The organism is Streptomyces sp. NPDC043854, assembly GCF_056436005.1.
Genome location: NZ_JBWKDK010000035.1, coordinates 59,416 through 74,312, shown reverse-complemented (window position 1 = coordinate 74,312; position 14,897 = coordinate 59,416). Strand labels below are relative to the sequence as shown.

The following is a 14,897-nucleotide window of genomic DNA, read 5'->3' as shown; positions in this document are numbered from 1 at the left end:
CCCCCCCCCCCCCCCCCCCCCCCCCCCCCCCCCCCCCCCCCCCCCCCCCCCCCCCCCCCCCCCCCCCCCCCCCCCCCCCCCCCCCCCCCCCCCACGCCCGTTACTGCCGCGGGGCCTGCAGCAGGTCCTCCAGCTGGCCCTCGCGGGCCTGGGCGGCCACGAACAGCAGCTCGTCGCCCGGCTCCAGGGTCTCCTCCGCGTGCGGGGTCAGGACCCGGTTGCCGCGGATGATCGTGACCAGCGAGGTGTCCTGGGGCCAGCTGATCTCGCTGATCTGGGTCCCGGCGACCGGGGACTCCGCGGGCAGGGTCAGCTCGACCAGGTTGGCGTCGCCGTGGCTGAAGCGGAGCAGCCGCACCAGGTCGCCGACGCTGACGGCCTCCTCGACCAGGGCCGACATCAGGCGCGGCGTGGACACCGCGACGTCGACGCCCCAGGACTCGTTGAAGAGCCACTCGTTCTTCGGGTTGTTCACGCGCGCCACGACACGCGGAACCCCGTACTCGGTCTTGGCCAGCAGGGAGACGACCAGGTTGACCTTGTCGTCACCGGTGGCCGCGATGACCACGTTGCAGCGCTGCAGCGCCGCCTCGTCCAGCGAGGTGATCTCGCAGGCGTCGGCCAGCAGCCACTCGGCCTGCGGCACCCGTTCCACCGAGATGGCGGTCGGAGCCTTGTCGACGAGGAGCACCTCGTGCCCGTTCTCCAGCAGTTCGCCCGCGATGGAGCGGCCCACCGCGCCGGCTCCGGCGATCGCGACCCTCATGCGTGTTCCTCCTCGGGGCCCTCGGCGAAGGCCGCCTCGACCTTCTCGATCTCGTCCGTGCGCATCATCACGTGCACGAGGTCGCCCTCCTGCAGGACCGTCTGCGACGTCGGCAGCATGGCCTCGCCCAGGCGGGTGAGAAACGCCACGCGCACGCCCGTCTCGTCCTGCAGCCTGCTGACCTTGTGGCCGATCCAGGCCGGGGCGGTGTGCACCTCGGCGAGCTGCACCCCGCCGCTCGGGTCGCGCCACAGCGGCTCCGCACCGGACGGCAGGAGCCGGCGCAGCATCTGGTCGGCGGTCCACCGCACGGTGGCCACGGTGGGGATGCCGAGGCGCTGGTAGACCTCGGCGCGCTTGGGGTCGTAGATGCGGGCGGCGACGTTCTCGACGCCGAACATCTCGCGGGCCACGCGGGCGGCAATGATGTTGGAATTGTCACCACTGCTGACCGCCGCGAAGGCGCCCGCGTCCTCGATTCCGGCCTCGCGCAGCGTGTCCTGGTCGAAGCCGACGCCGGTGACCCGGCGGCCGCCGAACCCGGCTCCCAGCCGACGGAATGCGGTGGGGTCCTGGTCGACCACCGCGACCGTATGCCCCTGCTGTTCCAAGGTCTGCGCGAGGGCGGAGCCCACCCTTCCGCATCCCATAATGACGATGTGCACGGCCGTCCCTCCGGCTGTCAGCGCTCGCTGGTTCGCAGCCTCTTTACATGCTCTGGCTTAACAGGGTCTCAGACCACCGCCAAGCTACACACGGGTGGTCGGCCGCCGCAGCGCATCGCAGTGCTTCCCCGGCGCATCACCGGCGCATCCGAGCTTCATCGCACCGGAATACCGGCGGGGGGTTCGTCAGCCCGATTTCGAACGCATACGATCCTCTCCGTGTCCAAACTGACCGACCTGCCCAAACGGATCCTGATCGGCCGGGCGCTGCGCAGCGACCGCCTCGGGGAAACACTCCTCCCGAAGCGGATCGCCCTCCCCGTCTTCGCGTCCGACCCGCTCTCCTCGGTGGCGTACGCCCCCGGCGAGGTCCTGCTCGTTCTGTCCATCGCAGGCGTGTCGGCGTACCAGTACAGCCCCTGGATCGCCGCCGCGGTCGTCGTACTGATGTTCACCGTGGTCGCCTCGTACCGGCAGAACGTCCACGCCTACCCCAGCGGCGGCGGCGACTACGAGGTCGCCAATACGAACCTCGGCCCCAAGGCCGGACTCACCGTCGCAAGCGCCCTGCTCGTCGACTACGTACTGACCGTGGCCGTGTCGATCTCCTCCGGAGTGGAAAATCTCGGCTCCGCCGTGGATTTCGTCATCGAGCACAAGGTGCTCTCGGCGATCGTCATGATTCTTCTGCTCACACTGATGAATCTGCGCGGTGTGAAGGAATCCGGGAAGCTCTTCGCCATCCCCACGTATGTGTTCGTCGGCGCCGTCTTCGCGATGATCATCTGGGGTGCGTGGCGCGGTCTCGTCGTCGGGGACACCATGCAGGCGCCCACCGCCCACCTCGAGATCAAGCCCGAGCACCAGGGGCTGGCCGGCTTCGCGCTGGTCTTCCTGCTCCTGCGGGCCTTCTCCTCCGGCTGTGCCGCCCTGACCGGTGTCGAGGCGATCAGCAACGGCGTCCCCGCCTTCCGCAAGCCCAAGAGCAGGAACGCCGCCGCCACCCTCGCCCTCATGGGCATCTTCGCGGTCACCATGTTCTGCGGGATCATCGGCCTGGCCATGGCCACCGACGTGCGGATGGCCGAGGCGCCCGCCACCAACCTGCTCGACAACGGCGTCCCCGTCGGCCCCGACTTCGTGCAGAACCCGGTGATCTCGCAGGTGGCCGAGGCCGTCTTCGGCAGCGGCAGCATCGCCTTCGTCATCCTGGCGACCGCCACCGCGCTCGTGCTGTTCCTGGCCGCCAACACCGCGTACAACGGCTTCCCGCTGCTCGGCTCGATCCTCGCCCAGGACCGCTACCTGCCGCGCCAGCTGCACACCCGCGGCGACCGGCTCGCCTTCTCCAACGGCATCGTGCTGCTGGCCGGCGCCGCCATGCTGCTCGTGTGGGTCTACGACGCCGACTCCACCAAGCTGATCCAGCTCTACATCGTCGGCGTGTTCGTCTCCTTCACGCTGAGCCAGATCGGCATGGTCCGGCACTGGAACCGGCACCTCGTGACCGAGCGCGACAAGTCCGCGCGCCGCCGGATGATCCGCTCCCGGGCGATCAACACCTTCGGCGCGATCTTCACCGGCCTGGTCCTGGTCGTCGTCCTCGCCACCAAGTTCACGCACGGCGCGTGGGTCGCCCTGCTCGGCATGCTGATCTTCTACGGCACGATGACCGCGATCCGGCGGCACTACGACAAGGTCGCCGAGGAGATCGCCGCGGCCGAGGAGCGCCCCGACGAATACGTCCGCCCGTCCCGCGTCCACTCCGTCGTCCTGGTCTCCAAGCTGCACAAGCCGACCCTGCGCGCCCTGGCCTACGCCAAGCTGCTGCACGCCAGCCAGCTGGAGGCGCTGAGCGTCAGCGTGGACGCGGCCGAGACCAGGGCGCTGAAGGAGGAGTGGGACCGGCGCGGCATCGACGTACCGCTGAAGATCCTCGACTCGCCGTACCGCGAGGTCACCCGCCCGGTGGTGGAGTACGTCAAGAGCCTGCGCACCGAGAACCCGCGGGACGCGGTCAGCGTGTACATCCCCGAGTACGTCGTCGGGCACTGGTACGAGCACCTGCTCCACAACCAGAGCGCGCTCAGGCTCAAGGGCCGCCTGCTGTTCACGCCGGGCGTCATGGTCACGTCCGTCCCCTATCAGCTGCAGTCCTCGGAGCTCGCGAGGAAGCGGGCGAGGAAGCGGCAGGAGTGGAACGCCCCGGGTGCGGTGCGCCGCGGACCGGTGGACACGCCGCGCACGAACAGCCGCGCGGCGAAGTAGCGGAGCAGCACTGCCGGCATCCGGCATCCGGCATCCGGTACCCGGCACTCGGCATGGCGAACGGCCGGACGGGATCCACGTAGACTGGTGGGTCGGCCGTCCGGCCGTTCCGCATGACCGACCCGAACCCTGGAGCACCCCCCGCCATGACCCAGCAGAACGAGATTCAGTCACTGGTCGGGGAGGAGTACGAGGTCGAGGTCGGCCCCGTCGCGCACGGCGGGCACTGCATCGCCCGGACCGCCGACGGCCGCGTCCTGTTCGTCCGCCACGCCCTGCCCGGCGAGAAGGTCGTGGCGAAGGTCACCGAGGGCGACGCGGACTCCCGCTTCCTGCGCGCCGACGCGATCACGGTCCTCTCGGCGTCCAAGGACCGCGTCGAGGCCCCGTGCCCGTACGCCGGCCCCGGCAAGTGCGGCGGCTGCGACTGGCAGCACGCCAAGCCGGGCGCCCAGCGCCGGCTCAAGGGCGAGGTCGTCGCCGAGCAGCTGCGCCGGCTCGCCGGGCTGACCCCGGAGGAGGCCGGCTGGGACGGCACGGTCGCGCCGGCCGAGGGCGACAAGCTGCCGGCCGGGCAGGTCCCTCAGTGGCGCACCCGCGTCCAGTACGCCGTCGACGAGCACGGCCGCGCCGGCCTGCGCAAGCACCGCTCGCACGAGGTCGAGCCGGTCGACCACTGCATGATCGCCGCCCCGGGCGTTTTGGAACTCGGCATCGAAAAGCGCGAGTGGCCGCAGATGGCCTCGGTGGAGGCCATCGCCGCGACCGGCTCGAACGACCGCCAGGTCGTCCTGACTCCCCGCCCCGGCGGCCGCCTCCCCCTGGTCGAACTCGACAGGCCGGTCTCGGTCCTCCGCGTGGAGGAGAAGGACGGCTCGACGCACCGCGTCCACGGCCGCCCCTTCGTCCGCGAGCGCGCCGACGGCCGCACCTACCGCGTCGGCATGGGCGGCTTCTGGCAGGTCCACCCGCAGGCCGCCGACACCCTGATCCGCGCCGTCATGCAGGGCCTGATGCCGCGCAAGGGCGAGATGGCCCTGGACCTGTACTGCGGCGTGGGCATCTTCGCGGGCGCGCTGGCGGAGCGCCTGGGCGAGACGGGAGCGGTCCTCGGCATCGAGTCGGGCAAGCGCGCGGTGGAGGACGCCCGGCACAACCTGGCCGACTTCCCCCGGGTCCGCATCGAGCAGGGCAAGGTCGAATCGGTCCTCCCGCGCACCGGCATCACGGAGTGCGACCTGGTCGTCCTGGACCCGCCCCGCGCCGGCGCCGGCAAGCAGACGGTCCGCCACGTGGCCTCCCTCTCGGCCCGCCGCATCGCGTACGTGGCCTGCGACCCGGCGGCCCTGGCCCGCGACCTGGCCTACTTCCGCGAGGCGGGCTACAAGCCCCGCACCCTCCGCGTCTTCGACCTCTTCCCGATGACCCACCACGTGGAGTGCGTGGCGATCCTCGAGCCGGCGCGGGAAGGCGCCTGACCTGTGGATTCCTCAAGGGTCGACGGCGGTGGCGCAAGCCGTGGCCGCACGCCTCTCAGGTTCTTGACGCTCGTGTGACGCTCGTCCTGAAAGCTCATCACATTGGGCGGGCGGGGTTCGACGTCACGCTTTGGCTCGGCTGATGGGGCCCGCGTTTGCCGGGTGTCCGGCGCCGACCAGCGGGATTGGCCTCATGGTGGTCGATGTGATTCGGTCCAACTGCCGTCCGTGTGGATCGCGAGCTGCTGCGTGCCTATGGCGAGAGGCTTGGGCGGCATGGACCCTTCGCAGGTAGTCACACTGCGTGACATCAGTATCGGGCTGTAGGTCTTCCTCGTCCTGGCGGTTGAGGGCGAGCCCCGATCCGGGCGCAATGCGCTGCCTGCTCGACGGGCCCGCTGGCCGCTTGCTGCATCGGATCACTCGTCCCTTCGGCTGACTGGTGCGGTTGCCTCTCGCTGGAACGGACTCTGTCCGTTTTGAGAAGCGTTGGGGCCGCGAGGCACGAGACCGTGCCCAAGTTGGTCCGGGCACATGACGCGCATGTCTCCGTCGGATCTTCAGCGGTCCTTGAGGTCGTCGGCAATCGCGCGGTCGATGTTGTGCTGAGCACTCTCCTGCAGCGCCTTATAGAAGAGGTCGACGGCAGAGCCCCGCGGAAGTCCCGCTCGGATGTGTTGGACACGCTCGCTGACGTCGATGAGATGGGCGATGAACTGCTGCACAGTGTGATCGCTCAGTGTGGGAAGACTGGTCAACTGGTCCAGGATGAAGACGCGCTGGGAGTCCGTGAGGTCCTGGCAGGACAGGACGCCGTCCAAGGTGAATGCCCGCCAAAGGCGATAGGGCACCACCCCCGTCTCGCCGAAGGGGACCGAAGTGAGCAGTTCCAGAGCCAAGTCCATTGAGGTGGGCAGCATCGACACGGCCATACCGAGGACTCCGGCGCGCACCGTGGGATCGGGATGGTCCGCCAGAGCGCGGGCGATCTCCAGTGCTCCGGCTTCCTGTGCGGAGGGTTCCTGGATGACGTCCTGGAGGGCCTGACTGACGGCCCAAACCTCCGTGGACCTGCCGTCGGCAACAAGCTGACGGCAGGTGTCCACTGCGTGGGATACGTCTTGTCCGAATGATCTTCCGTCGTAGGTACCGGTGTGGAGGAGGAGCCCCAGGCGGTGCTCAGTTTCGTCCGGCAATGTGTTGACGACCGTCTGTGCAGCTTCGCGGAGCGCAGTCGGACCGTGCCTGACGACCCAGCTCAGCGAGCGTCGCACCGCGAGGGACACCAGAGGTCCCGGCCGCAGAGCTGCAGTCCGGGCGCCCAGCTCACGGATAGACTCGTCCAACGGGCGTGCGTCTCGCGGCGAGCGCCTGGCTGCCGGCGATGGTTTACTCGCGGCGGCGCGTACGTGAACCCGTACGGGGCCATCGGTCGCGCGCGTTGCAGGGCAGCACACCTCACTGGGCGGGCTTTCGTTCCAGGTCTGTGGATGTCTGCCGGAGCCGGGCGGTCGGAGGTGTCCACGACCGGAGAGTTTGCGAAGCCAGCCCTGCGATCTTGTGGCGTTATCCGGCCAGGATGTCTGCGGTTCCAGCCGTCGGTCGTGACGGGGTTCTTCGGCAGGCGAGCCGTTCCTTAAGATCACCGGAACCGATTGCGGCCCGACGGGCTTCCTACCAGGACATGCCCCCACCCGCACGAGTCACTCGTGCCCTGGGGGATCACCACCGTGTCCATGCTCCTGCTGAAGTTGTCGGCGCAGGATCTCCTCACCCTGAACGCCCGTCGTCGTATGGTGCCGCACCTCGCCGCCCGGTGGCGGCATTTCCGGGGGTCCGAGGCATCGTTGTCAGAGCGGTCGGCCTGGGCAGAGAGCCTGGTCAGTCTCGCGAACGACTTGGTCGCCGCGGGGCGCGGAAACGTCGAGATGATCGTCGAGTGCGCTGCGACGGTCGACGAGAGCGACCGGTCCGGTGATCCCCGGCTCATCGATGTCGTCCTGGTGGGCCGGCATCCGGAGGGAAGCGGGCCGTCCGTGCAGTTGGTCGAGTTGAAGCGCTGGTCGATGGTGACCAGGGTGGAGCGGGCTACGGCGGAGCTGGTGCACGTGCCGGGCATGGGGGAGAAGAAGCACCCGGCTCTGCAGTTGCGCGAGTACTACCAGGCGTTCACGAGTCAACGCGGCCCGTTCGGGAGCGTCGGTTTTGCGTGCGGCGGTTTCGCCTACCTGCACAACGCCACGGACGACTCGGTGCGCCCCCTGATCGACGTGGATGCGCCGACGGGTGCTTACGCGCGTGTGTACACGGGTGACCAGCGCGATCAGCTGCTGTCCGACCTCCAGAAGAACTTTGCGGAGGACGGAGCAGCATCCGCGGCCGAGACGATGCTGCAGCGCATGGGTCTGCGTAACACGCCCCTGCTCGACGCGATGATCCGGTCCCGTGGGGAGGACACCGTCTTCACCCTGCGAGGAGATCAGAAGAAGGTTGCCGATCAAGTCATGGAGACCGCCGCCAAGGTGCTCCCGGACCCCGAGCGCCCTGCGCTCGTCCCTGACGAGCGACGAGTGATCTTCCTGGTCACGGGTGGAGCCGGCACGGGAAAGAGCGCGATCGGCCTCCAGATCAAGGCGGAACTGGAGGCGCAGGGGCGGACGGTCAAGTACGCCAGCGGCAGTCGGGCCTTCAACGGTGCACTCCAGCAGCACGTCGGCTACGGAGACCGGGAGTTCAGGGAGTCCTTCACCTACTTCAGCAACTTCGTCACCCCGCCGGACCCACCACTGGACGTGTTGATCTGCGACGAGGCGCACCGTCTTCGCGACCGGTCCACCAACCGGTTCTGGAAGCCGGAGGACTGGGGCACGGGCCCGCAGGTGGACGAGCTCCTCGCAGCCTCGCGCCTCACCGTCTTCTTCCTGGACGAGGGCCAGTCGGTCCGGCCGAACGAGGTCGGCACCGTCGCTCTCATCGAGGACGCGGCCAGGAGGCACGACGCCCGACTGGTCCCGAGCAGCCTTCGGGAGCAGTTCCGCTGCGGCGGCAGCGATGCCTACATCCGCTGGGTACAGGCGGTGCTCGGCGTGTCGGGCGAGCCCGTCGAGCAGTGGAGGCCGGACGGGTTGATGCACATCGAGGTGGCGGACACGCCGGAGGAGCTCGAACGGATCATCCGCACCGAAGCGCTGGCTGGCGCCTCCGCGCGCATGGTCGCGGGCTACTGCTGGCCCTGGACGAAGCCGCTCGGCAAAGAGAGGCGACTGGAGCCCGATGTTCGCATCGGCGACTGGCACCGGCCGTGGAACGCAGACAGCGACAGCTACTGCGAGGGCGGCCAGGTGCCGCCGGCGAAGACCTGGTCCGTCGAAGCGAACGGCCTCGGCCAGGTCGGCTGTGTGTACACGGCGCAAGGCCTCGAGTGGGACTGGTGCGGTGTGATCATGGGCGAGGACATGGTGCGCCGCGACGGCAAATGGGTCTTCCGCCGGGGCAAGGAGCGCAAGGAGGAGGACTCGGGGATCAAGAGGGTCGACCGGCCCGGCTCCTTCGACCCGAAGGTGAAGCCCGGCAGCGTCGACGACGAGGAGTTCGCCAGGCTCGTCCGCCACGCGTACCACGTGCTGATGACCAGGGCCAGCCGTGCGACCGTGCTGTATTCCACGGATGCCGAAACGCGGGCGTACCTGAGGGAACTCGTCGGAGAGGTCGAGATCCACGGTTTGCGCCCCACCTGGGCCAACCTGCCTCCGGAGGCCCGAAAGCCGCATCTGCCCCGGCCTCGCAGGGGAGCGGGCGGCCGAGGAAGGCGGAAGCGGAAGACGAGTGTGATGAAGGAGCCGGATCTGAGGCTGTTCTGACGGAGAACGCCGAGTGGGTGAGGTGGCGGGCTCACCGGGCCCGCCACCTGCCTGCGTCAGAAGAGCAGGCGCGCCATCGTTGCCAGTACCGCCACCAGAAGATTGGAGGCGACTCCCGCAGCGATGTCGATCAGGATCTCGCGGATCCGCTCACGACGCGCAGACTTGTACTCGACCGAGGTCATGGCCACTCCAGAGCAGTGAGATGTGGAATGGCAGGGGGACGCCCTACCGGGCATCCACGCTCACGTCGTGTGTCACCACACGACGGGCACAACCATCCGTCACTCGCTGCCGGTTGGGGTCGGCACATGAACCATTGCCTCGTACCCTCCGGGAAGGTGCGCAGCACACCGATATTAACCGGTCGGCAGGATCAGTGTGTTGTGGGAACGAGGGAGCGGAGCTTCTCGCGGGTCTCCGGGTCTGTCGAGTAGACGATCGTGCCGATCATGCCTCGGGTCAGCAGCACCTTGTACGTGTTGCGGACCAGGCGGTCGACGTCGTCGTCCGGGGTCGCCTTGGTGAAGGAAGGATCCTTGGACGCTGTCCGGTCGACGATCCAGCGGTCGGTCCGCCAGACGAGGTCCGGGCCCATGATCACGCCCGACCAGTCGTACTCGAAGCCCTGTGCGGTGTAAACACACCCGACCTGGCCGAAGCCTGCGGGGTCGGTGGCCCAGAGCGGGGCGGGCGGTGCACCGAGGAGGGAGCGGTCACCGTACAGGTTCCACGGCCGCGCCCAATCGCCGATGGTGACGTCCGCAGGCAGCGCGGTCATGTCCGGCGTGATCTTCGTCGTCCACTTCCAGCAGTAGCCGGCGGACATGCGAGCCCCGTAGTCCTGGGCGCGCCGTGCAGCCAGGAAGTCCTCGAGCTCGTGCGGACTGTCCGCCGTCAGCAGCTCGACCTTGCCGTCCGGCTCCCAGACGGCAGGACCGTCGCCCTCCAGACCCAGCAGGCCCGTCACCCAGCGCAGGTATGTGTCGCTGCCACCGCACCGGAACTGACTGCCCAGCTCCACCACCGTGCACTCCAGCCCCTGCTCGGCCGCGGCGTCCCGGATCTCCTGAACCGTGCCCATCTCACCCGGGCGCACCACCTGGTGCTGGTCGAGCAGGAACACGGGAACCCGGGCAGCGTCCATCAGTTCCGCCACCTGCGGCCGACCCGTGCGCAGGGCAGCCTTGGTGTACCGGTTGGCGGAGGTCTTGCGCAGCCGGTGCGCCTCGTCGCAGACGAGCACGTCCAGATCGTTGGGCTCGGCCTCCATGAAGCTGTTGAAGTAGCGGAAGAGCCGTTGGACCTCGGGCTTGCGGGCACCCGCGACCTTGCGCATGGTCTTCGTGAACGACTGCGATCCGGTGGCGTGCAGCGCGGGCACTCCGCGCCGGTACAGATCACCCAACAGGGACAGGGCGATCACGCTCTTGCCGGAGCCCGGCCCGCCGGCCACCACGATCACCTGCTTGTGGTTGGACCGCCGAGCCTTCCTGACGGCGGACATCACCGTCTCATAGGCGAGGCGCTGCTCGTCCAGCAGGACGAACTGTTCCCGTTTGCGGACTTCTTCGGCAGCGACAGCCATCAGCTGCTTGGACGGCCGAATCTTCCCCTGCAGCAGGATGTCGGCTGCATCGGCACCAGGCTTCGGCGCCAGTCTCGAACGCAGGTAGGCCAGGAAGGCGCCGCGCTGCTCACCGGTGAACATGCGACCGCGCTCGTTCTCCGGTACGGCGCGCAGCCCTGCGACGCCGAACTCGGTGGCATTGTGCAGGTATGCCACCCCAGCGACAGACCCGGACTGCTTTTCCAGCGCTCCGTTGAAGGACTCCAGGTAGTCGCAGTAGCCCCGCACTTGCTCGATCGGGTTGAGAACCGGCACGGGGTACGCGTCGATGCGGCATCGCAGCGGATCGTTCTCCTCCGGGAAGGCATTGCTCCACTGCTTTAGTTCCACGACCACGTACGACGGCTTCCCGGTGGCGGGATGTACACCGGCGAGTATCACGTCAGCGCGCTTGCTGGTCAGCGGCAGCCCGTACTCCAGCAGCATCTCAACCTCGCCGAGCCCGGCTTCGACCAGCACGTTGGTGAGCGCGGGGATGCTTCGTTCCCAAGATCGCACTTCCGACGGCTGGGGTCGGTGGCGGTGCTTGTGCAGGAAGTTCTCGGTCAGGAGCTCTGCCAACCGTCCTTCGAGGTGGGTGCGGTTGGCCAGCGATGCCGCGGACTCACGGAACAGCAAGAAAATGCCCCCAGGCAGCACGAAGTAGCTCGTGCGGGTAGGGGCATGTCCTTCGACTTCCACAGGGGTGGATCGGAAGCCCGGCGGGCCGCTGAGATGGTGTTCGCCATTCTAGAACAGAATGTGGATCACGAGTCTGGCGCTGTGCCGCAGTCTCGAGCGTGTGAGCACCAGCGACGCCCACCTGAGCCACGCCGCCCGACGCGTCGGCGAGGAGGAGCGCGGTGGTGCCGCGCCGGAGGCCACGTCCAGGTCTTGACGCATGGTCGAGGCTCGTGAGGCACGTTGGGCGCACGCCCGAAGTTGTCGAGCCGGGCCTTGCCCTGATGCACACTGATCGCTCAGGCCGTCCTCGCCGGCAAGCTGTCAGCCGGGTGGAGGCCGACGAGCGGGAGCGGGGGCTCCAGCGGGTTGGCCGGTGTGGGTTTTTGGCCTGGCTGACGGGGCGCTGAGCTGTGCCTGGAGTGTGCGGGGGCCTGGAAGGTGCGGAGCAGGGTTGCTGTTCTGGCTTTGGCTAAGGGGCGGTGCGCTGGGGGTGGGCGTGCGGGAGGTGGGCCATGCCCGGGTGTTGGCGGCGCCAGTTCGCGTAGACCGGGCTGGCGGCACACGTGTCCAGGTAGCCGGCCGCCACCGCGCGCAGGATGTCGTCTCCGTGGGAGGCCAGCGGGCCGTCGCGGTGCCAGGCCAGGACGTGGCGGTACCAGAGCGGGTTTCCGGCGAGGGGGCGGACGGCGACGCCGGGGGTTTCCGAGAAGGTGGCCTGGCAGAGGCTGACGGCCAGGCCTGCGCGGACCAGTTCGATCAGTTGGCGCCCCTCGGCCTCGTGCGGGGCGGAGGGACGGCGGCCGGTCAGCGCGCACACGGAGGACCAGTACTCGCGGGTGCGGTCGCCGTCGGGCCGGGGCATCGCCCAGTCGTGATCGGCGAGTTCGGTCAGGGACACGGCCTCCTGGCCGGCCAGTGGGTGGGTCGCGGGCAGCAGGGCGAAGACGGGTTCGGTGACAAGGGGGGTGAGGACCACCCCGTCGCGCGGCGGCAGGACCTGCTCCGGGTGGTCGCCGAGGACCGCCGCCTCCAGGCGGCCGGCGGCGAGGTCGTCCAGGAGTGTGACGGGGGAGTAGTGGCATCGGGAGGTCACCTCGGCCTCGGGCAGCAACGCCCCTATGGCCAGGATGAGGTGGCCGATGAGGGGAGCACCGACCGATCCGACGCGGACTCGGTCCGGGGACGCCAGATGGCGGGCGGCGCGGGCGGTGTCGGCGAGGAGCGCGTCGATGCCCGGCAGGACGGCGTGGGCCCGGGCCAGCACCAGCTCGCCGAAGGCCGTGGGTGTGGCTCCGGCCCGCCGCCGGTCGAACAGGACGCCGCCGAGCATCGACTCGATGCGGCGCAACTGGGTGCTGAGGCCCGGCTGGGTCATGGACAACGCGGCGGCGGCCCGGGTGAGGCTGCCGGCCTCGGCGATCGCGCACACCACACGCAGGTGCCGTACCTCCAGTTCCATGCCGCGCAATGTTAGGGAGCGACGAAGGCTTTCGGACAGGAGCCGGCTCCCGTCAGTCTTATGTGAAATGTCACACAGGATAAGGCCGTCCATCGCCCTGGCGGCCTCGGCGCGGCAGTGCCCTCGGCCGCACCAAGGGGCCGGGGGCCGCTGCGCGGGGCGCGGGTCAGTTGCTGCTCTTCGCCGGGTCCTTGAGCCCGATCGTGGCGTAGTCGAGCTGGCCGCCGAAGGACGTGTGGCCGAAGGCGCCGGCGATGTTGGTGCCGAGCAGCAGCGGCATGCGCTCGATGACGGCGGGCGCCGTCGGAGCCTTGGCGAGGATCTCCCCGTCCAGCTGCCGCCACGCCGTGTTGGCCTGCGCGGCGTCGGTCATGTCGGCGATCTCGTCCATGCGCTTCATCGTCGCCTCGTCGCGGAAGAGCGAGTGATTGCCGGAGTTCCCCTTCTCCTTGATGTAGCGGCCGTCGAAGAGGAAGGGCAGGAAGGTGGAGCCGGAGGGGTAGTCGGGGCACCAGCCGGTGTAGACGAGGTCGCTGCGGTTCTTGGTGTCGCCGATGGTGTCGTAGAAGGCCGACGGGTCGACGGCGTCGATCGTGACCTTGATCCCCGCCCGGCCCAGGGAGTGCTGGATCGCCTCGGCCACCCCCTTGTCGCCGTTGGAGACGGTGATACGGGTGGTGATCCCATCCGGTTTGCCGGCCTCCTTCAGGAGCTGCTTCGCCCTCTGCACGTCACCGGTGGCCGGGATCCCCAGTGTGTCGGGCTGCTTGCCGCCGTAGAGCGAGCCGGGCATGAGGGCGGTGGCGGGGTCGTTGAGGGCCGGGCCGCCCGAGGCGGTCAGCACCGCCTCGCGGTCCAGGGCGTGCAGCACGGCCTGCCGGACCTTGACGTCGTCGAAGGGGGCGCGGCCCGTGTGCATCTGCACCATCTCGGTGCAGTTGGTGGACTCGGCCAGCAGCCGTTCCCTGACGTCGGCCTTGGTGAGTACCTTGGGGGTGCTCTCGGGGCGCAGCTTGCCCCAGGAGACGGCGGAGGCGTCCACGCCCTCCGAGGCGATGAGCCGGTCGTCGATCTGGTTGGCCCTCAGCCCCATCACCACGACCAGCTTGTCCGGGTACGCCTTGCGCACGGTGTCCGTCGCCGGGTCCCAGTGGGGGTTGCGGACCAGCACCAGCCGCTTGTCCCGGTCGTACGACTCGATCTTGTAGGGGCCCGAGGAGAACGGGCGGTTGTCGTACTGGGGGCCCTTGTCCTGTGCCCTGGGCACCGGGGCGAAGGTGGGCAGCACGGTGGCGTTGGGGAATTCCGCGAAGGGCTTGCGGAGTTCGAAGACGATCGTGTGGTCGTCGGGCGTCTTGACCGAGTCGAGGTGCTGCCCCTGGGCGGGGCCCCGGTAGCCCTCGGCGCCGGCCAGGTAGCGGGCGGCGTAGTCCGGGCCGCCGGGCAGGTCGGGCGAGAAGGACCGCTCCACGTTGTACTTGACGTCCTGAGCGGTGATCGGGGTGCCGTCCTCGTACGTGAGGCCCTTCTTGAGCTTGAAGGTCCATGTCCTGGCGCCGTTGGAGGAGACACCGAGGTCCTCGGCGAGGTCGGGGACCAGCTCTCCGCCCTTCGCGCCCGGTTCCGCCTTGTACGTCACCAGCGTGCGGTAGAGCAGCCGGGTGCCGAAGTCCATGTCGCCGATGACCCAGTTGCGGGCCGGGTCGAGGTGGGTGAAGTCCTGGTTGGACAGGACCGTCAGCGTGCCGCCCTTCTTCGGAGTGCCGCCGACCGTGGCCCCCGCGTTGGCGAGTGCGGGGTTCTTCGAGTCCTTGTCCTGCTGACTGCTGCCGGAGTGACTGCCGTTGGAGCAGCCGGCCATGCCGAGTGTGACGGTCGCCGCCAGGGCGGTGGCGACGGCGTGGAGAGTGCGCTTGTTCATCAGGGGTCACTCCGTGAACAGTCGGGCAGCCTGAGGAGGCTGGAATGTGACCGATAACATAGTTATGTGAAATGGCACTGACAATTGTCGCGCCCCCATAGCGCGGAGTTATGGGCAAGTGGGAGCTCCACGGCCACCGTTGGCCGCGCCATGCTGTCGCGCAATGTCATGCGCCACGTCACTGTGC

At 69.0% G+C, this 14,897-nt stretch carries 10 protein-coding genes; 3 read left to right on the top strand and 7 right to left on the bottom strand.

Going from position 1 to position 14,897, the window contains the following annotated elements; translation table 11 throughout:
* Positions 1 to 100 precede the first annotated feature (100 nt).
* Positions 101 to 766: a potassium channel family protein gene (locus AC068A_RS26990; protein ID WP_478588838.1), complete on the bottom strand. Its 666-nt coding sequence runs from the start codon at positions 764 to 766 to the stop codon at positions 101 to 103.
* Positions 763 to 1,431 (bottom strand): potassium channel family protein, encoded by a 669-nt coding sequence (locus tag AC068A_RS26985; RefSeq protein ID WP_478588837.1) that lies wholly within the window; start codon positions 1,429 to 1,431, stop codon positions 763 to 765. Before AC068A_RS26985 ends, AC068A_RS26990 begins: the two co-directional genes overlap by 4 nt.
* A gap of 219 nt (positions 1,432 to 1,650) precedes the next feature.
* On the opposite strand from AC068A_RS26985, the gene AC068A_RS26980 reads away from it, so the two are divergent.
* On the top strand, positions 1,651 to 3,699 hold the full coding sequence (locus AC068A_RS26980; protein ID WP_478588836.1) for an APC family permease: 2,049 nt from the start codon (positions 1,651 to 1,653) through the stop codon (positions 3,697 to 3,699).
* Positions 3,700 to 3,845: 146 nt separating this feature from the next.
* On the top strand, positions 3,846 to 5,177 hold the full coding sequence (locus AC068A_RS26975) for a class I SAM-dependent RNA methyltransferase (protein ID WP_478588835.1): 1,332 nt from the start codon (positions 3,846 to 3,848) through the stop codon (positions 5,175 to 5,177).
* Positions 5,178 to 5,737: 560 nt separating this feature from the next.
* Here AC068A_RS26975 and AC068A_RS26970 read toward each other — a convergent pair.
* Positions 5,738 to 6,463 carry a hypothetical protein gene (locus AC068A_RS26970; protein WP_478588834.1) on the bottom strand — a complete coding sequence of 242 codons (726 nt, stop codon included), beginning with the start codon at positions 6,461 to 6,463 and terminating at the stop codon, positions 5,738 to 5,740.
* A 450-nt stretch (positions 6,464 to 6,913) separates the two neighbouring features.
* On the opposite strand from AC068A_RS26970, the gene AC068A_RS26965 reads away from it, so the two are divergent.
* Positions 6,914 to 9,037: a DUF2075 domain-containing protein gene (locus AC068A_RS26965; protein ID WP_478588842.1), complete on the top strand. Its 2,124-nt coding sequence runs from the start codon at positions 6,914 to 6,916 to the stop codon at positions 9,035 to 9,037.
* A 56-nt stretch (positions 9,038 to 9,093) separates the two neighbouring features.
* On the opposite strand, the gene AC068A_RS26960 is transcribed toward AC068A_RS26965, so the two are convergent.
* The 4 genes from AC068A_RS26960 to AC068A_RS26945 form a co-directional block, all read right to left on the bottom strand.
* Positions 9,094 to 9,222, bottom strand: a complete 129-nt coding sequence (locus AC068A_RS26960) for a DUF6408 family protein (RefSeq protein ID WP_478588833.1) — start codon at positions 9,220 to 9,222, stop codon at positions 9,094 to 9,096.
* 191 nt (positions 9,223 to 9,413) lie between these two features.
* Positions 9,414 to 11,285, bottom strand: a complete 1,872-nt coding sequence (locus AC068A_RS26955; protein ID WP_478588832.1) for a DNA/RNA helicase domain-containing protein — start codon at positions 11,283 to 11,285, stop codon at positions 9,414 to 9,416.
* Between the two features lie 514 nt (positions 11,286 to 11,799).
* Entirely contained in the window at positions 11,800 to 12,789 is a 990-nt protein-coding gene (locus AC068A_RS26950) for a LysR family transcriptional regulator (protein ID WP_478588831.1), read from the bottom strand.
* Positions 12,790 to 12,955: 166 nt separating this feature from the next.
* Positions 12,956 to 14,710, bottom strand: a complete 1,755-nt coding sequence (locus AC068A_RS26945) for an ABC transporter substrate-binding protein (RefSeq protein WP_478588830.1) — start codon at positions 14,708 to 14,710, stop codon at positions 12,956 to 12,958.
* Positions 14,711 to 14,897 lie beyond the last annotated feature (187 nt).

Coding starts and splice junctions, on each gene's coding strand:
- AC068A_RS26990 (WP_478588838.1), bottom strand. CDS start 766: ATGAGGGTCGCGATCGCCGGAGCCGGCGCGGTGGGCCGCTCCATCGCG.
- AC068A_RS26975 (WP_478588835.1), top strand. CDS start 3,846: ATGACCCAGCAGAACGAGATTCAGTCACTGGTCGGGGAGGAGTACGAG.
- AC068A_RS26965 (WP_478588842.1), top strand. CDS start 6,914: ATGCTCCTGCTGAAGTTGTCGGCGCAGGATCTCCTCACCCTGAACGCC.
- AC068A_RS26960 (WP_478588833.1), bottom strand. CDS start 9,222: ATGACCTCGGTCGAGTACAAGTCTGCGCGTCGTGAGCGGATCCGCGAG.
- AC068A_RS26950 (WP_478588831.1), bottom strand. CDS start 12,789: ATGGAACTGGAGGTACGGCACCTGCGTGTGGTGTGCGCGATCGCCGAG.
- AC068A_RS26945 (WP_478588830.1), bottom strand. CDS start 14,710: ATGAACAAGCGCACTCTCCACGCCGTCGCCACCGCCCTGGCGGCGACC.